Genomic DNA, 23,608 nt, shown 5'->3' with positions numbered 1-23,608 from the left:
CGGACCTTATTGCTTGACGGCGTACAAGTAGATTTCCACGCGCCGGTTCAGCGCGCGCCCTTCGGCGGTCGCATTGTCGCCGATCGGGTCGCTGGGCCCGCGCCCTTCCACCGCCATGCGGCCGGACGCCACGCCCTGCTTGGCCAGGTAGTCCGTCACGCTCTTGGCGCGGTTGATCGATAGCGTCTGGTTATGCGCCAGCGCGCCCGTGCTGTCGGTATGGCCGACCACCTTGGTGCGCAATTCGGGATGCTGGTTCAGCGAACGGGCCACGCTGTCCAGCACCGGCAGCAACGCCGGCTTGAGCTGCGTCTTGTCCGTGTCGAACGACACGCCGCTGGGGATATTGACCTTGAGGCTGCCATCGGGCATTTCGACCACGTCGATGCCCAACGAGGATGCGCCGGACTGCTGCACATCTTCCTTGACCACCTTCCAGTTGTAGCCGACCAAGCCGCCCGCCACGGCGCCAATGCCGGCGCCAATCGCCGCGCCCTTGCCGTGTCCGATCAACGCGCCGATGCCGGCGCCCACCGCCGCCCCCGCGCCCGTCCCGACGGCGGTGTTGGTTTGCTGCTGCGTTGCACAACCCGCCAGCAACGCCCCTGCCGCCGCCACCACGGCCATCCGGTTGATCATTGTTCTTGAGTTCATGGCAACCTCCAACTATTGCATCGTTCAGCCGGGTGATTCCGGCTGAACCATGCTAGCAAGGGGATGCGGGGCGACAAGCAACATTTTGTACTGCCGCAGGCGGTTCTTTCAGCCGCGCCTGCCCAGCAGCATCGTCAGGCCGAACAGCGCGCCCAGGCCGCCCACGATTGCCAAGGAGATCGACGGCTCGCGCAGGTTCATGGCCAGCGCCGCGGCCGCCACGCCCACCGCGGTGATGAAGCCACCCACCACGCGGCCGCCGGCGGACCCGTAGAAATGCGTGCGGCGCGCACGTTCAGCGCCGGCGGGCTGGCGCTGTTGCCAGGCGTTCAACGCCTGCTCGAAGTCCCGCAGCAACCGTTCGCGGCTGGGCAGGTCAACCGGGCTGACCAGCAGCGTGGGCAAGCCCGGGCGGATCAGTTTCAGATAATCGTCCGTGCCCCAACTTTTCAGATCGGCAAACGCAATCGGCCCGCGCCGCGAAAACTCCAGGCCGTCGGGCGTGACCTTGACGGCATTGCGGGTGGGAAAGCCGCGAAAGGCGATCAACGGCGGCACCAGCAAACCCAGCACGGCCAGCACGATCGCCATGACCATCGGCCCCCGGTTGAAGACGATCAACATGAAGCTGCCTGCCGCCAGCGCAAAGCCCAAGGGCACCGACAGCTGGTGCCAGCGCGTATACACGGCGGCCTGGACGCCTTCATTACTTTGCATGCTTGAACCCTGTCAGTTTTTTGCTTTCACCAGATTGGTCCCATCGCTGCCCACCGGCAACGCGCGCACTTCCGGCATGCGTTCCGGATCCGGCCAGAACTCGATCTTCAAAAACGCTTCGGTGAAGATATCGTCGTCGACCAGTACCTCGGTGCGCAGCGTCGCGTAGCCATTGTGAACCTGGAACTGCACCGAATCTTCCCACGGTTTGCCCGTGAATTCGATTGCCTGGCTGCGGTCCTTGCGGACCCAGCGCCAGATGTCGGCCCAGCCCGGCCGCGCGCTCAAGCCGTCCACATAATCATCAACCTTGTCCATCCACGTCCTGGGGTCGGGCCGACCCGCCACCATCTGCGCCTGCGAGGGCGCGCGCGGTTGCAGATCCGGGTCCCGCGCGCGTGGCGAGCCCCGGCTCGACACCACGGCCGTCACGCCGGCGCCGCCCAGTTTCAGGCAGTACGCGTAGTCGCTGCTTTGCGTGTAGCCGGGCATGACCACTTCCAGCAGCAGCCGGTCGCGGCCCGCCACTTCGCCACTCCAGAAGCCATACCATTGCAGCGTCACGCGCACGCCGAACACCGCGGTGTTGAAATCCTCCAGCTCTTCTTCGCGGTTGGGATACAGCTCGCGGCCTTGCACGCCTTCGAATTCTTCCGCGCGCATGCAGCAGCGCGTATACCAGACCTCCAGCTGGCTTTCGGTCGCGCTGTCGCCCCAGAACTTGAAGTACAGGCCGGCCACCAGCAGGCACAGCCCCAGCGCAATCCAACCCCACACCGGAATGCCCAGCAGCACCGTGCCGCCGCTGGTCAAGCCGACCATCGCCCCGCCGAAACCGCCCGCGCCCGCCGCCACGCCGGCCGTGCTGAACGCGCCGCCCACGGCGATCACGGCCGTGGCCACGCCGGTCAGGCTGGACATCAACAAGAACGCGGACGACGTGGCATAGGCCCCGCCCGCTTCATAGTTGTGCACGTCGTACTGGTCCTTGGCGTTCATGGCGTTGTTGGCGCTGTCCACGAACGTCGCGGCGGTGGCGAACACCGCGCCCGCCGTGCGGAACGTGGCCAGCCGCAAGTTCAGCCGCAGGTTCATCGTGAACGCGGTGTTCGCGCCAACCCGCGCGCCGATTGCGCCCGTCGTGACTTCAATCGCCACGCTGCCCACGCCCAGCACGCCCGTGGTGATGCCGAACCAGGCCTTGCGTTCTTTTTTCGCATCCCCGAGCGCTTGCGCGGCGTTTAGATCCGACACCGACGTGTAGATCGCCACCAGCGCCATCACTCCTGTCGCGCCCGCGAACTGCGCGTCGCGCGACTTGGCGTATTTGATCAGCCCCGCCATCGGCGACATCGTGGGCGCGGGCAACGCCAGCATCGGCGGTGGCGCGGGCAGGCCCAACGGCGGCGCTGCCGTGGGCGTCGGCCGTGGCCGCCCCGTCGGCGCCGCATTCAGCTGCGCATCGACTTCCTCGGGAATCACGTAGTTGACGGTGACCGGGCGCGAAGCCTCGGATTGCGTGCCGATCCAGCCCGAACTCATGTGCTGGGTTGCGGTGACGCCGCCCCCCGCCGTGATCGCCAACGACGGGTTCTTGGAGTCCCAGATGATGTTGTGCATATCCGCGATCATGCGCGGCACCGTGGTGGTGTGGCTGCGCACCACCAACACGGTGTTCATGCGCGCCGCCATCGTCATCTGTACGCGCGCCGCCACCCGTTCCGCGATGGGGTCGCGCGCCAGCGTCAGCCGCAACAGCTGCGTCGCCATGAACCGGCCGATGGCGGTGGTGGCCGCGCGCGTCGGCGTCGGCAGGCCCTTCGCCCGGCGCTCCTTGAGCCAGTCGTTATAGCTCTTGATCATCTTGCGCACGGTGGACACCTGCTTGGCCAACTTGCCGCGCGCTTCTTTTTGCAGGAAGGCCAGCAGCTCGCCGTCGTTCGAGGCCAGGCCGCGCCAGATCGCCTCGTACAGCCCGTCCCTGTCGTCTTCCTTCAGCGATTCGTCGATGGCCTTGTGTTCGCTGTGGACCGCGCCCGCGCCGTCCACGCACAGCGCCAGGTCCTCTTCCAGCCGCGCGCCCGCCGCCGCGTCGTTGGGCGAGTACGCTTTCAGCGTCATCCAGAACGCTTCGCGGCCATACCACCACGCCCAATCCTTGCCCGCGCCTTCGATCAGGTCTTTCATGCGGTCGATGCTGGCGCGGTTGTCGCGGATGGTCCTGGTGACCTTGCTCATGTTGATGCGCTGGTGCATCCGCTTGATCTCATCGCCCGATGCGTCCATCTGCTTTTCCAGCCCCTGGATGATCTGCGCCACGCCCACTTCACGCAGCCGCGTCGGGTCCAGATGGTGTTCGGCCAGTTCCCCCATGCGCTTGTTGCGCCACGTGGAGATGTCCGCCAGCAAGCCGACCGGGTCGCGCAGCGCCAGCACCACGCCGCCCTTGGACGACATCTGCCGCATCTTTTCCGCCATCGCGCCGGCCTTGCCGCCGAAGGTGGACACGGCCGGACTTAGCGTGTTGTTGAACAGGGTGGCGGCGCTGGCCGCATCGCGGAACTCCACCGAATGCGCGGCCAGGTTGGCGCCATCCGCCGTCACGCGGTAGCCGGTGTCGGGCTTGGGATGCCCTCCGCCCCAGACGGCGCGCGCATCCAGCTCGACCATGATCTTGCTGCGCCAGCGTTCATTGCGCGTGAGTTCGCGGCGGATATCGCGCGTCCACCACACCCGCGAATAGCCGACCCACACCGGCCGCGACGCATTGGCCGGCGCTTCCACGTTGATCAAGGCCGATTCCAGGCCGTGCCCTTCGCGCGTGCAGGTGAACGTGGGTTGCTCGGACGGACGATTGTCGTCGTCCACCGGCACCTCTTTCATCTGGCCCGTGGCCGTGGCGGCAAACGCGCGCCAGCCGTAGCTGCGGCGCGGGTCCCACACGTACACATAGCCGGCGGTGATGGCGCGCAGCATGTAGGCGCCCTGGCGCATGGTTTCGTAATGCAGCTCGGCGTCCGCGTACACGCCGTTGGGCAGATCGTTCCTGCCGCCCGGCACATAGCCGATCCGCATCGGCAGGATCGGCAAACCCGGCCGGCCGCAAAACTTGCCCTTGCACGGAAGCGCATCGTAGTCAGTCGTCATGCTTGTCGATCCTCCGGTGCCTGCGCCTGCCGCGCAAACATCCACCAATCCTCGTCGTCCATGTCTTCGACCGCGCTGCGCAGGCGGCCGCCCTCTTCCTGCACCTCGCGCAGCAGCGCGGCGAATGACGGCGCGCGCTCCAGCGGCGCATCCAGCCGCACGCGCCAAGCCGCGAACAAGGCGGCGTCTTCCTCGTCTGTGATGCCGCGGTCGGCGGCCGCATCCAGCGCGCGGCGGACCGGCTCCAGCGCCGACGGGCCAACGGCAAGGCCGCCGCCGTTCAAGCGTTGCAGCACCGCGTTCACCAAGCCCAGCCGCGCCAGCCGGGGCCAATCCGGCGTGGCCGTCTGCATCGGGCCGGGCGTGTCCGGCAGCGCCTGCCAGCGCGCGAACCCGTCAATGCTCATCCACGTGGCGCCCGCGATCCATGACGCAGGCGCGCAACCCGCATACAACTCGCTTTGGAATTGCGTCGTGCGCGGGTCCCAGAACCGCAGGATGCGCATGCGACCCTGGGCATCGCGCAACCGCGCGCGCAAGATCAGGCGCTGCGCCACTTCGGCCAGCGGCAGGTCGGTGGCCAGCCACGCCGACATCGATCGCGCGCGCTTGATCGCGGGCGCGGGCTGCATGGCCTCGGCTACGGCCAAACGGATGCTGGCGTTGACCAGCCGTTCATGGGCGATCTCATCGGGCACTTCGGCCAGGTACAGGGGCGGCGCGGATGCGCCTTGCGACAGCAGGTCCACCGCCCGCCGCTGCAATCCCGCGCGGGCAATGTCATCCGCCAGCGGATCGGCCAGCGTGGAATCGCACAGCAGCAGCACGCGGCGGTTGGCGCGTGCGTCGAGCACGGCGCGCAGGCCGGCAATCGCCTGTTCGACGGCGGCTTCAGTACGCGATTGCCCGGGTGGCGTGGCGGCTGGCTTCGCGTCGGTCCTCATGCCGCCAACGCCCCGCTGCCGGCCGCGTCTTCCAGCGCGGCGGCGCAGCCTTCCAATTCCCCTTGCGGCAGTTGCGCCGGCCCCGCTCCGCTTTGCGGACCGACCCAGTTGTGCACACCCGCCTTCAGCTCGACCTTGCCGGGCGCGTGCAGCTGAATGCCGCCGCCCTCGATACGCATGTATGCCCCCGCCGCCGTAGCCAGCACTTTTTTCGATGCCGTCACATCCACAGCCCCCTGCGCGGACACCAGCGTCACCGCTTTCTCGGCGATCAGCCGCATGCGCGCCTTCTGGCTTTGCAGGCGCAGCTTGCCGCCCGCCGCATGCAGCCGGATGCCTTGTTCCTGCACCGCCCGGCCGCTGCCGCCCAAGCCCTTGGTGAACAACACCACGCCTTGCGCAACGCACACCGCCAGATTCGCGCCCGCCGCCCAGTTCACGTCCGGCGCCACCTGGCACAGCGTGGTGCCCGCCACCGTGTAGGCGTTGTGCGGCGTGTACTGGCCGATGCCCTTGGGCGCGCTGACCTGGATGTGCGGCTGCGTGTAGGCCGGCACGTTCACGTCCTGCTCGGCCTGCGTGCCTTCGATGATCTTGCGCACCGCGTCCAGCTCATCCAGCGCGCGCGTCTTGTCCGCATCGCCGGGCAACGCGGCTTCCTGGCGCGCCGCTGCCTTGGACAACTCAGCGGCCTGCTCGATGGATTTTTCCATCTGCGTGATGGCCTCTTCGCTATCCAGCAAGCCGCCGGCCGCCCCTTCGCGCTTGTCGGCGCTGATCAGCAGGCCTTCACCGGCGCGCAGGGCCAGCGCTTCGCTGGTGGCCAGCTCGGCGCCATGGCCCAGGTCCGACAACCGCTCGTTGTCGCGCTGCTGCTTCAAGTGGCCCAGGCTCAGCCGGGCGTCCGCCTGCGTGGTCGAAGCCATCAGCCGCGACTGCCCCGGTGTGTCGTCCTGCACCAATTGGTTGTAGCCACCCATGCCCTGGCCGCTTTGCGCCAGCGCCTGCGTCTTGAAGCCCGACATCACCACGTTGTGCGCATGGCCGTCCTGCGTGCCCGCGAACCATGCGGGCGCATTGCCCGTGGCCTTGGCCGCGCCGCCCTGCACCTGGTTATTGGCGGCATTCTCACTGCCGGCGCCGTTATATAAAGCGCCCACCACAACGGGGCGGTCGATGTCGCCGTGCAAAAACTGCACCAGCACTTCCTGGCCCAGGCGCGGAATGAAGTGCCCGCCCCAGTCTGATCCCGCCACGGGCTCGGCCACGCGCACCCACGTGCCCAGCGAGTCCGAGGCCGGCGCGTTGTCCTCGCCGGCCGGATGCGCCTGCCGATTGCTGGACGCGCTGCCGCGTTGCCAATGAAACTGGACCTTGATGCGGTGATCGCGGTCGGTATGGACCGGGTCCTTGGCGCCCACCACCATCGCGGTCTGCGCGCCATGCACCGTGGGCCGGGGGTGCAGCCGCGCGCCGTGGCCATCGCGCGTGCGGGGCCGGTATTCCACCGTGGCGGCAATGGCCTCGAAGCGGTTGCGATAGAAGTCGGCGTCCGAAGCACCCGCGGCCGCCGTTGCCGCGTCCCCACCCGCGCCCAACGCCGCCGCCACCGCTTGCCCCAGGCTTTCGTCAAAGTTGTTGCGCGCCTGGTGCTCGATACGCATCACCACAAAATCGCTGCCTTCGCCTTGCGACGGCGCCCAATGGCCCGTCAGCGCAAAGCGCAAGCCCGGCGCCAGCGTGCGCACCGTGCCCGCGCCTTCGTACAGCGACTGCCCCACGCGCTGCGCGGCCAGCGCGTTGTGCGCCAGCCGATCCCCCTGGTTGCTGTCTTCGAACAGGTATTGCCCGGGATAATCGGCATCCGCCAACTCCAGCGTGTTGGGCACCTTGTCATCCACCTGCGCGCTGACCTGGCGGGCCTGCATGGCGCGGTAGTCCCAGGTGGCCAGCCGCAGCGCGTTGGTGCGCCAGGCGCGTCGCTTGCGCCACGCCTGGATGGTGTCCTCGGTTTCGGTGGCGTCGGCACGCTGGAATTTCACGCTGTCTTGCGGGCCGCTTTTGAAGGCCCCGTTGTGGTCGGCAATGACGACGGTATGCGTGCCGGGTTCGCCGTCACCCGCCTCGTGCTCGACCCAATAAAACAGCCCTTCCTCGGCCAGCAGCCGTTCGACGAAGGCGTAATCGGTTTCGCGGTATTGGATGGTCAGGCTGCGCTTGGCGTAGACGTCGCGGTCTTTCAATTCCCAGCGCCATTGCGCGGCCACCGCGCCTTGCCCGCTGTAATCGCCGAACACGCTGTCCACGATATCGATCACGGACTGGTCCTGAAAGGCATAGCTGTCGCGCCGTTGGCGCAGCAAGGCCAGCCACGGTTCAATGCGCAGCCGGTAGCGGGCGAAGCCGCCGTTGGCGCCTTCAAAGCGCGCCTCGGACACCAGCCCGCACCAGAGGCGACGTTCGTCGCGGCCCAAGGCGGTTTGCAATGTCAGCTGCACCGGTTGGCCGATCAGGGCTTTCAATGCGATGTGCGCATCGTCGGACAGCGCATCCACTTGCAAGGCAAAGCCGCCGTCGCTCAACTGCTCGGTGCCATGCAAGCGTTCGGCCAGCAGCTTGTCCGGCCCCAGCGGCGTGCTCAGGTCCAGCAATCGATCCGCTTGGGTAAAGGCTGCGGCAAGCGGACTTGCGGCAAGCGAACTTGCGGCAAGCGGACTTGCGGCGGCGGCATTTTCACGGGGCATGGTCGGCGTCTCCCGATCAGCTCATGCGAAAACGGAAGTCGCCGTTCTTGCCCGCGCCCACGCGGATCTTGGCAATGGCTTCACCCTGCGCCATGCGGCCAAGCACCTGCTCGGCAATCTCGGGCAGCAGCGCTCCGTTCAAAATGTGGTCCACGTTGCGCGCGCCGGTGTCCACCTCGGTGCAGCGCGCCAGCACGGCCTCGACCAGGGCGTCGTCCCATTCGAACACCGCGCGGTGCGTGGCCTGCACGCGGCGGGCAATGCGCGCCAGCTTCAGGCCGATGATGTGCGCCAGCGCGTCGTCATCCACCGGGAAGTACGGAATGGTCTTCATGCGGCCCAGGAAAGCGGGCTTGAACGCCTTGTACAGCTGGGGCGCCAGCAGCTCGGTCAGCTGTTCCGGCGTCGGGCGTTCTTCGGCGGGCTTGTTCAGGCAGGCCTGCATGATCGTGCTGGACCCCACGTTCGACGTCAGGATGATGAGCGTATTGCGGAAGTCGATCTCGCGCCCCTCGGCGTCGTCCATCACGCCCTTGTCGAACACCTGGAAGAACATCTCCAGCACGTCCGGATGCGCCTTTTCGATTTCATCCAGCAGCACCACGCTGTAGGGTTGGCGCCGCACGGCTTCGGTCAGCACGCCGCCTTCGCCGTAGCCCACGTAGCCGGGCGGCGAGCCCTTCAAGCCCGAAATGCTGTGGGCTTCCTGGTATTCGCTCATGTTGATGGTGATCAGCTTGCGCTCGCCGCCATACAGGATGTCGGCCAGCGCCAGCGCCGTTTCGGTCTTGCCCACGCCCGACGGGCCGACGAACAGGAACACGCCCTTGGGCTTGTCCGGGTCTTCCAGCCCCGCGCGCGCCGTGCGCACGCGTTGCGCAATGGCATGCAGCGCGTGATCCTGGCCGATTACGCGTTCGGCCAGCATGGGTTGCAATTGCAGCACCGTACGGATTTCGTCGTTGACCATGCGGCCCAGCGGGATGCCGGTCCAGGCCGAAATGATCTCGGCCACGATCTGCGCATCCACGCATGCGGGCACCAGCGGCTGTTCGCCTTGCAGCGCGCGCAGCTCGTCCATCAGGCCGGCCAGGCGTTGTTGTTCCGGCGTCAACGTGGGCGCGGCTGCCTTGCGGCGCGCGGCGGAAGGCGCAGCGGTCGCCGCAGCCTTGGCACCGCCTGCCGCAGGTCCGCCTGCCGCAGGATCGCCTGCCGCAGGTCCGCCTGCCGCAGGATCGCCTGCCGCAGGATCGCCTGCCGCAGGTCCGCCTGCCGCATCCTCCATTGCCGTCGCGTCTTGGCCTTGCGCTTCCAGTTCGGCGCGCAACGCATGGATACGTTCCACCAGGCCGGTTTCCGCTTGATGGCGCGCTTCGGCGTCCGTCAGCGTCTGCTGCACCGTGGTTATTTCCTGTTCCAATTCGGCCAGGCGCGATTGCGGCGTGCCGGTGGCGGCCTCGCGGCGCAGCGCCGCCTGCTCGGTGCGCAGGCGAGTCAGCCGGTGACGCGCATCGTCGATCAATGCGGGCGTTGCACTGCGGCCCAGGGCCACGCGCGCGCACGCCGTATCCAGCACGCTGACCGCCTTGTCGGGCAGCTGCCTGCCCGTAATGTAGCGGTGCGACAAGCGCGCCGCCGCGCTGATCGCCTCGTCCAGGATGCGCACGCCAAAATGCCGTTCCATCAGCGGCGCCATGCCGCGCAGCATCGATGCGGCCAGGGCCTCGTCCGGTTCCTCGACCTTCACAACCTGGAAGCGTCGGGCCAAGGCCGCGTCTTTCTCAAAGTACTTTTTGTATTCGCTCCACGTCGTGGCCGCGATCGTGCGCAATTCGCCACGCGCCAGCGCCGGCTTGAGCAGGTTGGCGGCGTCGTTCTGGCCCGCCTGCCCGCCCGCGCCGATCATCGTGTGCGCCTCGTCAATGAACAGGATGATGGGCGACGGGCTTTTCTTGACCTCGTCGATCACGTTCTTCAACCGATTTTCGAATTCGCCCTTGACGCTGGCGCCGGCCTGCAACAGGCCCATGTCCAGCACGCGCAGCGTCACGTCGGCCAAGGCGGGCGGCACATCGCCCGCCACAATGCGCAGCGCCAGGCCTTCCACCACGGCCGTCTTGCCCACGCCCGCCTCGCCGGTCAGGATGGGGTTGTTCTGCCGCCGCCGCGTCAGGATATCGATCATCTGGCGGATCTCGGCATCGCGCCCGATCACCGGGTCGATCTTGCCGTCGCGCGCGCGCTCGGTCAGGTTCGCGGTGTACTGGTCCAGCGCGGGCGAAGCCGACAGGCCCGGCGCGGGCTGCGCGGCGTCGCCCTGGGCCGGCGCGCCGTCGGCGAAACCGACCGCCTGCCCGCCCTCTTCCGATCCCTCGGTCAGCGCCGCGAAGTCGTGTTTCAACGCATCCAGGCGGAACGATTCAAACAAGGGCGAACCGCGCCGCGCCAACTGGGCCAGATCGGGTTCGGTCAACAAGGCCAATAGCAGATGCCCCGAGCGAATGCGCGTCGTCTGCGTGTCCAGCGAAGCAATCAGCCAGGCGTGTTCAAACAGCTTGGGCAGATGCGCCGAGAACACCGGCGTGCGCGTATTGCCGCTTTTGAAACGGCCGATCTCGGCCTTCAGATCCGCTTCCAACGCGTCCGTGGGAATGTGGCAGCGCCGCGCAATCATGGCCAGGTCGCTGGCGGGCTTTTCCAGCAGCGCCAGGAACAGGTGTTCCAGGTCCACCTCGTAATGGCCCTGCGCCATGCACAGGCTGGCCGCGCGTTCGGCGGCCTGGCGGCAGGTCTGGTTCAGCTTCCCGATCAGGGTTTTCAGCGGTGTGGCCATGGATTTGTTTTTCTAAGTCGATGGATCAGTGAATCGTGTGCAGTTCGTAGCTGGCGTCGTCGCGGTCGCGCGTGGCCGGTTCGGTGGACAGGAAGGAATTCCAGCCCAGCCGCACATCGCCATCCCCGCCTAGTTGGCTGGGCCCGATGCTGTCGCGCGCCAATACCAGGCGCACTTCGTATTCAAAGGTCATGCCGCCAAACATCGTCAGTAGTTTTTCCAGCGCCTGGGCGCGCTCGCCGCCCGGCAGAAAATCGGCAAAGGCCTGGCGTGACAGCGGGCCGATCCACAGGCGGATCCGCAGGTCGCGCTGCCAGATGCGATCGCCCGCCAGCGCCGACACGCCCAGCACCGCGCCGGGCCGGCCCAGCTGCGTGCGGTTCTGCGGGGGCACGTCGTACCAACGCCCCACGAATTGCTCCACGCGTAGCGGCACGCCGAAGTAGTCCTGCAACACGCGCTGCAAGAACGGCGCGGACACGGGCCGCTGGCGCGCGGCGGCCGCGTAGTGCGCAACGGATTCATCGAACACGCGGCCGGCGCCGTTGTGCAGGCGGTCGCGCAGCGCCGGATGGCCGATGCCGCCCAGCGCCAGCAGCAACGGCAGGTAGTGGTGATCTTGTTCGGCTTCGTGCCGCAACGGCATGCGATATTTCTTCCAGGCCGCATAAAACAACGCCGCGGCACGGTTGGAAAAAATATCGAAGAAAGCGCGTGCGCCCCGGTCGCGCCGCAGGCTTTCGCGGGTGGCCAGCATTTCGGAATAATGCAGCGGCAACGCGCCTTGCGCGCCCAGCAACCCGAAGAACGCGGGCGTCACATCCACGCGGCCAAGCCGCCCTTCCGACACCGCCGCCCGGCGCGCGGCTTCGTCGGCCAGCACCTCGCCATTCTTGTCATAGGCCACGGCGTCGACGATTTCGCTGGGCGGAAACCCCAGCCCCGGCGCGTTCGGAAAGCGCAGGTGCACCGGCACCGTATGCCGCGTGCCGCCGCGCTCCTGGCGCGCAAAGCACTGTTCAAGCAGACGCACCGCCTGGAAAAACTTGAAGCGCTGCGGCTCTGCCAGCAGCGCATCCATCACGCTAGTATGGCGTCGCCGTTGCATGGGGGGCATCGTAGAAGTTCCTCTGCGCCACGGCGCGACAGCACTACCAATTGCACGAAGCTGTTGGCGTGCACGTACAGGCCGAAGAAGCGGTTGATGACGGCCACGAAGGTGTGCAGGCTGGTGCCCACGAAGTGGTCTTCGTTGACGGTCAGGCGGATTTCAATGCCGCGCACGAAGGTGGCGAACGGCTCGCCCGGCATCCAGTGCGTGGCGGGCTTGTAGTCCAGCCCGACCAGCCCTTCGATCTGGCGCGCGGCCACCGCCGAGCCGGACAGGTCGTACAGGCGCAGCGTTTCCTTCAGGGCGGGCAAACCGCTTTGCACCAGCGACAAATGGTTCAGCGCCAGATGCGAAATCAAGCGCCAGTGCGCCGCCCGCCCCTGCTGAAAGCGATGGCTGTTCGTGGGGCGCCGCAGCATGCGGATCGCGCGTGCCACCGTGCCGCCTTCCATGAACAGGTCACCGCCCGACTGCCCCACCGCAATCTGCGCAGGCAGGTCGCGGTTGGTGCAGGTCAGGTCCAGGCTCAACGTTTCGGTTTGCGGTATGGACGGGTCGAAATCGATATCCACAATCGATATTTCGGTTTCATAGCCGGGGCTGCGCTGCGCCAGCGCGGCGTCGCGGCGCATCGTCCAGTAATGCCCTGCCGTCTCGGGCGATTCGCCATGGTGCAGCGAATAGAACGGCCGGAAATCCACTACGGCATCGCCCTGCGCGTTCTGCCGCACCTGGCGCACCCGGTCGATGGAATAGACCTCGTAGCCGTAGGCGCGGCGCGCGTCGGCCACCACCGGGTACGAGGCCGATGCGTGCGTCACGCGGATCGGGTCGGCGCGCTGGGTAAACAGGTTCACCACCGGCGTGCAGCCCAGCCGCAGGTTGTCCGGCGTGATGGATTCCAGGAGACGCGCGGTATTGGAGTCGGCGCGCACGCCGGCCACCGGCAGATGCAGCGTGAACTGGCGCACGGTGCCCAGGTAAGGGCGCAGCGCGGCCAGGTCGATATCGACAAAGTTGAATTTTTCGGAGAAGACGAAGTACTCGGCCAGCAAGCGATAAGCCGGATGCGAACTGGCCGGAAAGTCGATCAGCGCGTCTTCTTCAGCCAGCCCCACCTGCGCCAGCGGAATTGCGGGCAGGCGGTCCCAGCGCCCGGGTTGCAGCTCGACATAAGCGGCCGCCGTGCGCAGGAACAGCGCATCGCGCAGCGCCGCCACGAAGGACGGTTCGCCGTGCAGATACACGCGCAGCTTGTCCAGCCCCGGCATGCCGAAATGCTGGTTCTCGCCCTGGCATCCCAGCGTGACGGCAAAGCGCCCCGTCACGCCCGCCGGCAGCTTGGCCGTGGCAGGCGCGTTGGCGCTGGAAAAATAGCCCGCGCGCTGCACCTCTATGGGCGCCAGCGTCACGTCGTACGCGGTGCGAAAGCGGCACGACACGCCGCGCACCGGATGCGATTTCAGTTCCGTGCCGCGCGCCCCGCGCACGGCGGCGGACAGCTGCGCGCCGGCCCCGCCCAGGTCAAACTGCGCCACGCTGCACGAAGGAAAGGGCCGCAGATAATGCGGGTACATCACCTCGAATAGCGCTTCGGTGAATTCGGGGTAATCGTCGTCCAGCTTTTTGTTGATGCGGGCGCTCAACAAGGCGAACGATTCGATCATGCGTTCAACGTGCGGGTCCTCGCAGGTTTCACCCGACAAGCCCAGCCGCGCGGCGATCTTCGGATACTGCTGCGCGAAGTCGCGCGACGACGTCCGCAAGAACCCAAGTTCGCGCTCGTAATAAGGCAGCAATTCTTCCATTGTTGTCTTCCTTTCCAGCGCGCAAGCAGCACCTGCACTACAGGTTCATTCTTCAGACCGTGGCGGGCGTCTTGGCCCAGCCACGGGTCACGGAGTACTGCAACGTCGACGGCTGCAAGGTGGCGTCAAACGTCACGGGTTCGTGGGCCGGGCCCACGTCCAACATGGCCGTAATCGCAAAATACAGCACCGACGTCGCGCGGCTGTCCACCTGCAACATCACCCGGACGTGGGTCAGCCGGGGCTCGTGCCGCGCAATCGCCTGCTCCAGCGAGCGGCAGATGAATTCGCGGTCGTAATGGCTGGCCAGGCTAAGCCCGGAAAAATCCGATAGCCCGTAGGTCAGCAACGAACGCTGGCAATTCGGATAACGCCGCAGGTCTTCCTCGGTGAACACCATGCGGGTGTTCAGCAGCGCTTCGATGTCGCGCGCCACCGTTTCCTTCATTTCCTCGATCGACAGGCGCCGAAGCGCGTAGGGCGATTGCCCCTCGCCTTCGAACAGCTTGTCAAAGAGGCTCGGTTCGAAACCTTTCATCGGGGCCTCACATAAAAAAAGACGGCGACCCGGCTCGGGCCGCGGTCTTTTGCGTGCCCGGCTGCGATCAGACCGAGTAGGTCTTGTCGTTCTTGGTCAGGCTCCAGGCGCCCTGGGCGTTACCGCCCTGGTTGCCGCCCACCTTCTGCTGCGTGTACTTCCACTGCACGGCGGCGTACTTCAGCGAGAACGATTCATGCGGCAAGCCTTCGGCGACCACTTCGGGCGCAACGCGCGCGATGATCACGTACTTGAGCTTGATTTCCAGGTACTTGACGCGGTTGCCTTCGCCGTCGGCGCGCAGGAAGTCGATGGTGACTTCGTCAAAGGTCGTGCCGCCCGAGGCGTGCTGATACAGCAGCGGGCTGACCACGTCCAGGTCCTTGGTGAAGACCATTTCGCCATGTTCGGTACGTTCGGCGGTATGGCCACCCGAGGTCGAGGCGGTAGCGGAACGCGGCTGAATGATCTCGTGACGCCACGAGCTGACTTCGATCCAATCCGGGTGGTCCTTGTCTTGCGACTCGCCCTTGAGCGCCGGATTGCCGAACTTGACGTAGATGTCCTTCATTGTTGTAAACCTCTTTGAATGGATGAGTTGTCAGTGCAACGACGATCAGGATTTCTGAGCCTGCGCCGGCAATTCGGCGACCAGACGCAACGAGATCGAGAGTTCGTCAAGCTGGAAATGCGGCCGCAAAAACGCCACGGCCCGGAAGACGCCAGGACGTCCAGGAACCTCGGCCACCTGCACCGAGGCTTCGCGCAGCGGGAACTGCGCTTTTTGTTCCTGCGTCGCGTTGTCGTCCAGCAGCACGTACTGCGACACCCAACGATTCAGGAAACTCTCTACGGACTGCGCCGACGCAAAGCTGCCGATCTTGTCGCGCATCATCGCCTTCAGGTAATGCGCCACGCGCGATACCGAGAAGATGTATTGCAGCTGCGCCGACAACACCGCGTTGGCGTTGGCGCTGTCCGTGTTGTATTTCTTTGCCTTCTGCACCGACTGCGCGCCGAAGAACGCCGCATAGTCCGAGTTCTTGCAATGCACCAGCGGGATCAGGCCCTGATCGCTCAGTTCCTTTTCGCGGCGGTCGGTGATGGCGATTTCCGTCGGGCACTTCAGCGCGATTTCGCCGTCGTCCGTCTTGAAGGTGTGGGTCGGCAGGTTCTCGACCAGGCCACCGCCCTCGACGCCACGGATGGCGGCGCACCAGCCGAAGTCCGCGAATGCGGCCGTCAGGCGCGCCCCGAACGCCCAGGCGGCGTTGCACCACAGGTACTTGGAATGGTCGGTGCCGTCCACGTCTTCCACAAAGTTGAAGCCTTCGACGGTGGTGCCTTCCACGGGGTCGTACGGCAAGCGTCCCAGAAAGCGCGGCATGGTCAGGCCAACGTAACGCGAATCTTCCGAATCGCGGAAGCTGCGCCACTTGGTGTATTCCACCGTGTCGAACACCTTGGCCAGATCGCGAGGGCGACCCAGGTCGGCAAAGCTGTCCAGCCCCAGCAGCTCGGGCGAGGCCGACGCGATGAAGGGCGCGTGCGAGGCCGCGGCCACGTGCGACATCTGCTCGATGAAGTACATGTCCTCGGGCTGGCGCGTGATTTCGAAGTTGCCCAGCAGGGCGCCAAAGGGCGCGCCGCCGAAGGTGCCGAACTCTTCTTCGTAGACCTTCTTGAACATCAGACTTTGATCAAAGTCGATCGCAGTCTGGAAGTCGCGAACCAGATCACGCTTGGTGGTGTTCAGGACCTTGATCTTCAGCATCGGGCTGGTGTCGGTCTCTTGGCAAAGGTAGTGCAGGCCGCGCCAGGTGCTTTCCAGCTTCTGGAATTCCGGGGCGTGCATCACCTCGCTAAGCTGGGCCGAGATCAGTCGATCAAGCTCGGCAACGCGCGCGTCCAGCATGGCCGACAGGTTGTCGGAGACGACCACGGTGCCCTTCATCACTTCGCGCACCAGCTCGCCGATGATGTCCTTGGCGCGGTCGTGTTCGGCGGTGGACTTGGCGACGCGGCTTTGCTCGACGATCTGGTCCAGCAGGCCGCTCTGGCCGTCGGCGGAAGCGGCGGCGGCGGCGGTGTTCTGTGCGGCGGCGGAATTACTCATTGCGGCCTCCCTTGTCGGTCTCGCTGGTCAGCTGTTGCAGTTTTTCGGTGCTGGTCAGCACTTCGCCCAGCAGGTCCTCCAGCTTGTCGTTACCGGCAAGCTTGTTGCGCAGGTCGGCCAGCTTGGTACGGATATCCAGCAGCTCGCGCAGCGGGTCCACCTGCTGCACGACGGCTTCGGGGCGGAAGTCCTCGATGGAACGGAACTTCAGGTCCACGCCAAACGTGCCGCCTTCCTCGGTCAGGCTGTTCTTCACCCGGTAGGCGGCGCGCGGCTCCAGGCCACGCATCACGTCGTCGAAATTGTCGACGTCGATGTTGACGAACTTGCGGTCTTTCAAACGCGGCAGTTCGGCTTCGGACTGCGCGCTGAAATCCCCCACTACGCCGACCACGAACGGAAGTTCCTTCTGTTCGATGGCGTCGCCCTTCTCAACGTCATACGTGAGCTGAACGCGCGGCGGACGGACTTTCTGCAGTCGTTTCTGAACGCTTTCTTTCTTGGCCATGGAAGGCTCCGTGCAAAGGATCGTGTCTATCGGTCAGCCGTAAGCCGCAGGGCGCGGCGCACGATGAGGCGTTTACTTGGTAAGCAGGTCGCCGAACGGATTTGGCGCGCGGTTGGGCTGCTGGGCAGGCGTAGGAGTAGGTGTTTGCGTGGCGGGCTGGCGGCTGGGCTGCGCGGCGGGTTGTGCAGCGGGCGCGGCGCCAGACGATGCGGCTTGGGACGCGGGCGTACCGGCGGCGGGCATACCGGCTGCGGGCATACCGGCGGCGGGCGTACCGGCGGCGGGCGTACCGGCTGCGGGCGTACCGGCTGCGGGCGCAGTCGGATCTACCTTGCGCGGCTGACGCGGGCGCGGCGGCGGCGGGCGGCGGCCTTCCGGGAACAACACGTCCTGACCCAAGGTCTCGCGCATCGAGGCGGCCAGCGCCACGGCGTCGGCGCGGGCATTGCCAGCCAGCAAGGCGTCGGCACGCAGATCGGCCAGCGACTGCATTGCCACGCGCAGCCCGCCCACGGCGCGCACGGTCTTGGCCACGAAGTCGTCAGGGTTGCGGCTTAACGTTTCATCGGCAGCCACGATGGCCTGGCCATATTTCTGTTCGTCAAAACGAATTTTCGCGATGTAGGACCACGGCTCGCCCTGCGTCGGATTGCGCTGGGCGATTTCTTCGAATTGCGCGACGGCCTGCTCCGCGCCCTTCTGCGCCAGCGTCTTTTCCGCGGCGGCCATGGACTGTTTGTATTCCGCTTCCGACTGCGGTTTTACCGACGTACAACCGGCCATCAAAGCGACGACGCCGGCGACTACGACGAGGCGGGAAAAGGGCATGTTTAAGCACCTAGCAGGGGTTGTAACTAGGGGCCGTATTTCAACAACCTTTTGTTAGCGCGGCGCTACAGCGCGTGACTTCATGTTACTTGCCTCGAAACTGCACGCAACGTGCCGCGATCTGTATTGCTTCACACAGTTCCGGTATAAAGGGCCATGTCCAAACATATCCATTTATCACGTTTGTTCGCAGCGGCAGCATGCATGCTGGCAAGCACCGCCATCACTGGATGTGCAGCGGTTTCGGCCATCGGCGCGGTGGCTGGTTTGACCGGGAATGCGATGGAGATGGCGGGCCTGAAAAAGCAGGAAAACGCGCCCGTGGAAGTGAAATTAGCGATTCATGCGGGAGAAAATTTGAACGCCGGCGCGGGGCAAGCGATGGCCGTAGTTACAAAAATATACTACCTGAAGAATCCTGAGCAATTCCAACGTGCGCCGCTTACGCAATTGATAGACACTGCGCAAGAGAAAGCCACGCTGGGGGAAACCGTGCTGGGTTCACGCGAGCTCACGCTCACGCCGGGACAGCGCATCGAGAGCATTGAAAAAGTCCCCAAGCAAGCGGAGTACATCGCGGTCGCCGGCCTGTTCTATGCGCCGGCGCCGATGCGTTGGAAGTACGTATTCAAAGTCGACGACGTGAAAGACAGCGGCATTGTTCTGGGCGCGCACGCTTGCGCGCTGACGGTGGCCACGGGCAAACCCACGTTGCCGGCAGGCATACCCAGCTACGACCCCGCGCGCCTGTCCGGCGTGCAGTGTCCTGGTTGACGCGCGCCGCGCGATTGCCCGCCTTCTATATATAGAGATAGAAAGACAAGGAGCGCCAACTTGAGTTATTCAGCCAAAGTCCTGTGGGGCGAGGGCCTGTTCCTCCGGCCGCAACATTTTCAGCGGCAGGACGCGTATCACGAGGACCGCTTGGCCGAGATGGCCCGCGCCCTGCATCCTTATGCATGGGGGCTGCGATCCGCGCGTTTCGATGCGTCGGCACTGGCCAACGGCATGCTGCGCGCCATTGAAATGACGGCCGTGTTTCCCGACGGCGAACTCTACAACGCACCGCATGGCGACGAGCTGCCCCCGCCCGTGGCGCTGACGGCGCTGGATGGCGTGAGCGAAGCGGTTTTCTATCTGGCCATCCACCCGCTCAAGGCGATTGGGGGCAATTATCGCGACGGCCAGACCGCCGGCAATTTCGATACCCGCTACACGCACGACAACGCCCCCGCGCCCGATCTGTACACCGGCGCAACCACGGCCGAGCTGACATTCCTGCGCAAGGACGTGCGGCTGATTTCGGAGTTTGAACCGCGCGACGAACTGTTGGCGATTCCGGTGGCCCGCGTGCGCCGCACGGCCAGCGCCGGTTACGAGCTGGACAATTCCTTCATCGCCCCCAGCCTGTCGCTGACGGCTTCGGGCGCGCTGCACGAACAGCTGCGCCGGCTGCTGGACGCGTTGCAAGCCAAGGTCAATGCGCTGTACGGCTTTCATCGCGAGCCCAGCAAGAACATCATTGAATTCCGCTCGGGCGATGTTGCATCATTCTGGCTGCTGCACACGGCCAACGAAGCCTACGCCACGCTGTCGCACTTGTTCCACCACCCGCAGTTGCACCCCGAACGCCTGTTCCAGGAACTGGCGCGGCTGGCGGGCGCGTTGATGACATTTTCGAAGGTGCACACGCTGGCCGACCTGCCCGTGTACCGCCACGACGCGCCTGGCCCGGCGTTTGCGCGCATGGACGAAATCCTGCGCGACCTGCTGGAAACGGTGATCTCGACGCGCTACTTTTCCATCGTGCTGGAAGAGCTGCGGCCCTCGTTCCACATGGGCCGGCTGGATTCCGAAAAGCTCGACGAGACCACGTCGCTCTATCTGTCGGTGGAGGCCGCCATGCCGGCCCGCGAGCTGTCAGAAAGCGTGCCGATGCGCTTCAAGGTGGGCGCCCCCGAAGACGTCGACAAGCTGGTGCTGTCCGCCATGCCGGGCGTGCCGCTGACCTATACGCCGCAGGTGCCGCCGGCCGTGCCCGTGAAACCGGGCGCGGTGTATTTCGCGCTACAGACGCGCGGCTCGCTCTATGACCGCATGCTGCAAGCACGCAGCATTGCCATCTACGCCCCCGCGGGCATTCCCGAACTGAAGTTGGATTTGATCGCAGTCACCCGCTGACAGGAACCGTGCCATGACCGCCGACGCCCCTTCCCTGATGTCCGGCGCGACGCTGCCTCAGCGCGCCGCCGACTTCCATGCCAGCCGCCCCGCCAAGTCATTGCTGGACCTGTTGTACGACGGCTTCCTGATGTTGTTCCTGGTCAAGAGCGGCCAGGAACCGACCGACGCCGCCGCCTTCTCGGCGCGCGTGCAGCAGTTTCTGGCGGACTACGAACGCGCCGCCAAGAAGCTGGATATTCCGGCCGAAGACGTCTACGCGACCAAGTACGCCTTTTGCGCCGCCGTCGATGAAACCGTGTTGAATTCCGGCTTCGCGATTCGTGACGCCTGGATGTTGCAACCGCTGCAACTGACGCTGTTCGGCGAGCAGCTGGCGGGCGAGAATTTTTTTGCACGTCTGGAAGACCTGCGTGCGCAAGGCGCGCCTCGCCTGCAATCGCTTGAGATCTACTACATGTGCCTGCTGCTGGGCTTCCAGGGCAAATACCTGATCGAAGGCCAGGAAAAACTGGGCTACCTGACCGCGCGGCTGGGTGATGAGATTGCCCTGCTGCGCGGCAAGCGCACCGGCTTTGCGCCGCATTGGCAACTGCCCGACAAGATTGCCCACACGCTCAAGCGCGACGTGCCGCTATGGTCGATCATGGCGGTGTTTGCGCTGCTGGGCCTCCTGGCATTCCTGGGCATGGGCCACTTTCTGAATTCCGAAATGCAGACGGCGATGGCGCCGTACCACGACATCGTCAAGCTGGGTCCGCGCGCCGCGCACCTGACCATTTCGCTGCCATGAACGCTACGCCTTCGAACCCGTCGAGCGCCTCGGCCTACTCGTCGATGAACATCGCCACCTTGTCGCAACAGGCGCGCATGCTGCGCGTCAGCACGCCGCTGGACGCCGAATTGGTGCCCGAACGGATGACGCTGCGCGAAGGCGTGTCGCGCCTGTTCGCGTTGACGCTGGACTGCCTGGCCGCTAGCGCCGAGCTCGATGTAAGCGGCCTGCTGGGCAAGGAAATCACCGTCAGCCTGTTGCAGGCGGATGGGTCGATGCGCCGCTGGCATGCCGTGGTCGAAGGCGTGGACGCGCTGGGCGCCGATGGCGGTCTGGCCCGCTACCGCTTGCACGCCGCGCCATGGATGGCCGCGCTGGCGCTGCGCCGCGACAGCTTCATCTACCAAGATCAGTCCGTGCAGGACATCGTCAGCGACATCTTTGCGGATTATCCCCAGGCGGCCTTTGCGTTTGAAGTCACCGAGGCACTACCCGCGCGCGCCGCTTGCACGCAGTACCGCGAATCGGACCTGCAATTCGTGCAGCGCATCCTGGCCGAGGCAGGCCTGTCGTATCGCTTCGAGCACCAACAGGACGACGGCCAGGCGGCCGGCGGCGGAGCACGCCATCGCGTCGTGATCTTCGATGCGGGCGCGGCGCGGCCCGAAGACCCGGCCTCGCCCCTGCGTTTTCATCGCAGCGACGCCACCGAAACCCGCGACAGCATCACGCATTTCTCAGCGGCCCAGTCCGTGCGCCCGAACGCCGTGGCGCGCGCCGCCTGGAACGAACGCACACTGACCGCGCATGCCGCGCAAAGCCGCTCGTCGGTGCAGGTGGAAGCCTTGCCGGTGCTTGAGGATTACGACTACGCCGGCCATGGCCGCTACGCCGACGACGACGCCGCCGAACAAAGCGCCGCGCGTTCGTTGCGCGCCCACGAATCGCGCATCGTCCGCTTCAAAGGCGCGGGCACGGCGCGGTCGCTGGCCCCCGGGCGCTTGTTCGCCATGACGCAGCACGAACGCTATGCCGAGGGCGGCGGCGGGCAAGCGGTGGATGAGCTGGGCGGCAACCGTTACGTGGTGCTGGAGGTAGTGCACGAAGCCACCAACAACCTAGAGGCACAGGCCACCCCGGTGGCAAGCAGCGCCGACATGGAACGCGGCACCTATCGCAACCGCTTCACCGCGCAGCCCGAGGCGGCCGCGCTGATGCCCGCGTGGCGCCCGCGCCCGACCGCGCCCGAAGGCCTGGTGGCGGTGGTGGTCAGCGCCGGCGACGCACCCATCACGTCCGACCGCGACCTGCGCGTGAAAGTGCAGTTTCCCTGGCAGCGCGGCGACAAGCCCGTCACCGGTGGCCTGCCGCACAAGACGCACGGCGACGCCAGCGGCAACGCGCCGGGCGACGACCGCTCGGGCACGTGGCTGCGCGTAGCCAGCGCGCAAGCGGGCCCCAACTGGGGTGCGCATCATTTGCCCCGAGGCGGCACCGAAGTCATCGTGGAATTTATCGATGGCGATATCGACAGGCCCGTGGTTGCCGGTCAGCTTTATAACGACGCGGACCTGCCGCCCTGGTCCGCCGGCGAGAACGCCGAAGCGAATCACGCCGGCGTACTGAGCGGCTGGCATAGCCACGGCCTGGACGGCGCGGGCCGCAACCAGTGGGTGTTTGACGACACGCGCGGCAAGCTGCGCACGCGGCTGGCCAGCTCGACCGCCGCCACGCAGCTGGGCCTGGGCCATCTGGTCGAACAGGACCTGGACGACGCCAACCGGGGCCAATGGCGCGGCACGGGCTTTGAACTGCGTTCGGACGCATGGACGGTCGTGCGGTCGGGCCAGGGCATGCTGGTGTCGGCCACCGCGCGCGAACAAGCCAAGTCCACGCAGGCGGATGCGCAGGAGGCCTTGCTGTTGCTGCGTGGCGCGCAAGACGCATCGCGCCGTTTGAACGACAGCGCTGGCCAGCATCAGGCGCGCACGATGGCGGCGGCCGACGGCTATGACGAACTGCTGGCGACGCTGGACCCGGAGCAGGACGGCCGCTATGCTGCCCAGATCAACGGCCAGGCCGCCGGCAAGGCGGCCAACGGCCAGCGCACGGATTCGGCCGCCGTCGAACGCATCAACGGCCCCCACCTGCTGATCGATTCCCCCAATTCCCTGAACCTGGCCACGCCGGCCAGTGCCGTGCTGCATGCGGGCAAGCACCTGCACGCCACCGCGCAATCGGACGCGCACGTGTCCGCGCAGCAAACGTATTCGGCGGTGTCCGCGCGCTCGGCCAGCGTGTTCGCGCAGCAAGGCCCCATCCGCGCCATTTCGGCGCAAGCGCCAGTGTCGCTGCACGCGCATACCGACATCCTGGAAGCGCTGGCGGGCCAGGACATCACCGTGACGTCGTCGGCCGAAGGCATCGAGATCCTGGGCAACCGGCGCGTGACCCTGCAAGCCGCGGGCGGCAGCGTAACGCTGGACGGGGCCGACATTGTGTTCAAGGGGCCGGGCCTGTTCTCGGTCAAGGGCGCCACGCACAATTTCGTGGGCCCCGGCAGCGACGCCGCCAACTTGCCGGCCTTGCCCAGCACCACGGTCGACGATCCTCTGATCGTCAGCGCCGAACTGGTGCACAAGGACGGCGCCATGGCGTCCGCCGTCAAGAAAGCCGCATCCGGATTGATGGCCGGTTTCGGGGG

17 protein-coding genes are annotated in these 23,608 nt (G+C 66.0%); 4 read left to right on the top strand and 13 right to left on the bottom strand.

Annotation, left to right across the window (positions count from 1 at the left end; translation table 11 throughout):
• Positions 1–6 precede the first annotated feature (6 nt).
• From ACNPP0_RS25585 to ACNPP0_RS25525, 13 genes are all read right to left on the bottom strand, one after another.
• On the bottom strand, positions 7–654 hold the full coding sequence (locus tag ACNPP0_RS25585) for a YiaD family glycine zipper/OmpA-like lipoprotein (RefSeq protein WP_046807634.1): 648 nt from the start codon (positions 652–654) through the stop codon (positions 7–9).
• Between the two features lie 108 nt (positions 655–762).
• The gene (locus tag ACNPP0_RS25580; protein ID WP_332612915.1) at positions 763–1,371 is read right to left on the bottom strand and encodes a hypothetical protein; all 609 of its coding nucleotides are present in this window, start codon (positions 1,369–1,371) and stop codon (positions 763–765) included.
• Positions 1,372–1,383: 12 nt separating this feature from the next.
• Entirely contained in the window at positions 1,384–4,518 is a 3,135-nt protein-coding gene (locus ACNPP0_RS25575; protein ID WP_448707374.1) for a T6SS effector BTH_I2691 family protein, read from the bottom strand.
• Positions 4,515–5,462, bottom strand: coding sequence for a hypothetical protein (locus ACNPP0_RS25570; protein WP_448707373.1), 948 nt, complete (start codon positions 5,460–5,462; stop codon positions 4,515–4,517). The genes ACNPP0_RS25575 and ACNPP0_RS25570 overlap by 4 nt, the downstream gene beginning before the upstream one ends.
• Positions 5,459–8,206 carry a type VI secretion system tip protein TssI/VgrG gene (tssI, locus tag ACNPP0_RS25565; RefSeq protein ID WP_527893041.1) on the bottom strand — a complete coding sequence of 916 codons (2,748 nt, stop codon included), beginning with the start codon at positions 8,204–8,206 and terminating at the stop codon, positions 5,459–5,461. Before tssI (ACNPP0_RS25565) ends, ACNPP0_RS25570 begins: the two co-directional genes overlap by 4 nt.
• A 16-nt stretch (positions 8,207–8,222) precedes the next feature.
• The gene (gene tssH / locus ACNPP0_RS25560; protein WP_448707372.1) at positions 8,223–11,039 is read right to left on the bottom strand and encodes a type VI secretion system ATPase TssH; all 2,817 of its coding nucleotides are present in this window, start codon (positions 11,037–11,039) and stop codon (positions 8,223–8,225) included.
• Between the two features lie 25 nt (positions 11,040–11,064).
• Positions 11,065–12,156 carry a type VI secretion system baseplate subunit TssG gene (tssG, locus tag ACNPP0_RS25555; protein ID WP_046807639.1) on the bottom strand — a complete coding sequence of 364 codons (1,092 nt, stop codon included), beginning with the start codon at positions 12,154–12,156 and terminating at the stop codon, positions 11,065–11,067.
• Positions 12,120–13,958: a type VI secretion system baseplate subunit TssF gene (gene tssF, locus ACNPP0_RS25550; protein WP_448707371.1), complete on the bottom strand. Its 1,839-nt coding sequence runs from the start codon at positions 13,956–13,958 to the stop codon at positions 12,120–12,122. Before tssF ends, tssG begins: the two co-directional genes overlap by 37 nt.
• 52 nt (positions 13,959–14,010) lie before the next feature.
• On the bottom strand, positions 14,011–14,496 hold the full coding sequence (tssE, locus tag ACNPP0_RS25545; RefSeq protein ID WP_046807641.1) for a type VI secretion system baseplate subunit TssE: 486 nt from the start codon (positions 14,494–14,496) through the stop codon (positions 14,011–14,013).
• A gap of 67 nt (positions 14,497–14,563) precedes the next feature.
• Entirely contained in the window at positions 14,564–15,067 is a 504-nt protein-coding gene (gene tssD / locus ACNPP0_RS25540) for an Hcp family type VI secretion system effector (protein WP_006226591.1), read from the bottom strand.
• A gap of 45 nt (positions 15,068–15,112) precedes the next feature.
• A complete protein-coding gene (tssC, locus tag ACNPP0_RS25535) occupies positions 15,113–16,612 on the bottom strand; it encodes a type VI secretion system contractile sheath large subunit (RefSeq protein WP_448707370.1) in 1,500 nt (499 codons plus the stop codon).
• Positions 16,605–17,120 carry a type VI secretion system contractile sheath small subunit gene (tssB, locus tag ACNPP0_RS25530; RefSeq protein ID WP_006226593.1) on the bottom strand — a complete coding sequence of 172 codons (516 nt, stop codon included), beginning with the start codon at positions 17,118–17,120 and terminating at the stop codon, positions 16,605–16,607. The genes tssC and tssB overlap by 8 nt, the downstream gene beginning before the upstream one ends.
• Before the next feature lie 72 nt (positions 17,121–17,192).
• Positions 17,193–17,948 carry a tetratricopeptide repeat protein gene (locus tag ACNPP0_RS25525; protein ID WP_448707369.1) on the bottom strand — a complete coding sequence of 252 codons (756 nt, stop codon included), beginning with the start codon at positions 17,946–17,948 and terminating at the stop codon, positions 17,193–17,195.
• Positions 17,949–18,104: 156 nt separating this feature from the next.
• On the opposite strand from ACNPP0_RS25525, the gene tssJ reads away from it, so the two are divergent.
• The 4 genes from tssJ to tssI (ACNPP0_RS25505) form a co-directional block, all read left to right on the top strand.
• Entirely contained in the window at positions 18,105–18,722 is a 618-nt protein-coding gene (gene tssJ / locus ACNPP0_RS25520; protein WP_448707368.1) for a type VI secretion system lipoprotein TssJ, read from the top strand.
• 60 nt (positions 18,723–18,782) lie between these two features.
• On the top strand, positions 18,783–20,129 hold the full coding sequence (gene tssK / locus ACNPP0_RS25515) for a type VI secretion system baseplate subunit TssK (RefSeq protein WP_448707367.1): 1,347 nt from the start codon (positions 18,783–18,785) through the stop codon (positions 20,127–20,129).
• 13 nt (positions 20,130–20,142) lie between these two features.
• A complete protein-coding gene (icmH, locus tag ACNPP0_RS25510) occupies positions 20,143–20,922 on the top strand; it encodes a type IVB secretion system protein IcmH/DotU (protein WP_052946138.1) in 780 nt (259 codons plus the stop codon).
• Positions 20,919–23,608 (top strand): type VI secretion system Vgr family protein (gene tssI, locus ACNPP0_RS25505; protein ID WP_448707366.1); only part of this gene is annotated, 2,690 nt, incomplete at its 3' end. The genes icmH and tssI (ACNPP0_RS25505), both read left to right, overlap by 4 nt.

This window comes from Achromobacter semiaridum, from assembly GCF_053543755.1.
Note: the sequence above shows the minus strand (reverse complement) of the source record. Positions and strands in the feature narration are given on the sequence as shown.

Bases quoted from the DNA above. Each gene is read 5' to 3' on its own strand.
- ACNPP0_RS25575 (WP_448707374.1), bottom strand. From the start codon at position 4,518: ATGACGACTGACTACGATGCGCTTCCGTGCAAGGGCAAGTTTTGCGGC.
- ACNPP0_RS25585 (WP_046807634.1), bottom strand. From the start codon at position 654: ATGAACTCAAGAACAATGATCAACCGGATGGCCGTGGTGGCGGCGGCA.
- tssF (WP_448707371.1), bottom strand. From the start codon at position 13,958: ATGGAAGAATTGCTGCCTTATTACGAGCGCGAACTTGGGTTCTTGCGG.
- tssJ (WP_448707368.1), top strand. From the start codon at position 18,105: ATGTCCAAACATATCCATTTATCACGTTTGTTCGCAGCGGCAGCATGC.
- icmH (WP_052946138.1), top strand. From the start codon at position 20,143: ATGACCGCCGACGCCCCTTCCCTGATGTCCGGCGCGACGCTGCCTCAG.
- tssB (WP_006226593.1), bottom strand. From the start codon at position 17,120: ATGGCCAAGAAAGAAAGCGTTCAGAAACGACTGCAGAAAGTCCGTCCG.
- tssE (WP_046807641.1), bottom strand. From the start codon at position 14,496: ATGAAAGGTTTCGAACCGAGCCTCTTTGACAAGCTGTTCGAAGGCGAG.
- tssG (WP_046807639.1), bottom strand. From the start codon at position 12,156: ATGCCCCCCATGCAACGGCGACGCCATACTAGCGTGATGGATGCGCTG.
- tssH (WP_448707372.1), bottom strand. From the start codon at position 11,039: ATGGCCACACCGCTGAAAACCCTGATCGGGAAGCTGAACCAGACCTGC.
- tssC (WP_448707370.1), bottom strand. From the start codon at position 16,612: ATGAGTAATTCCGCCGCCGCACAGAACACCGCCGCCGCCGCCGCTTCC.
- ACNPP0_RS25570 (WP_448707373.1), bottom strand. From the start codon at position 5,462: ATGAGGACCGACGCGAAGCCAGCCGCCACGCCACCCGGGCAATCGCGT.
- tssI (WP_527893041.1), bottom strand. From the start codon at position 8,206: ATGCCCCGTGAAAATGCCGCCGCCGCAAGTCCGCTTGCCGCAAGTTCG.
- tssD (WP_006226591.1), bottom strand. From the start codon at position 15,067: ATGAAGGACATCTACGTCAAGTTCGGCAATCCGGCGCTCAAGGGCGAG.
- ACNPP0_RS25525 (WP_448707369.1), bottom strand. From the start codon at position 17,948: ATGCCCTTTTCCCGCCTCGTCGTAGTCGCCGGCGTCGTCGCTTTGATG.
- ACNPP0_RS25580 (WP_332612915.1), bottom strand. From the start codon at position 1,371: ATGCAAAGTAATGAAGGCGTCCAGGCCGCCGTGTATACGCGCTGGCAC.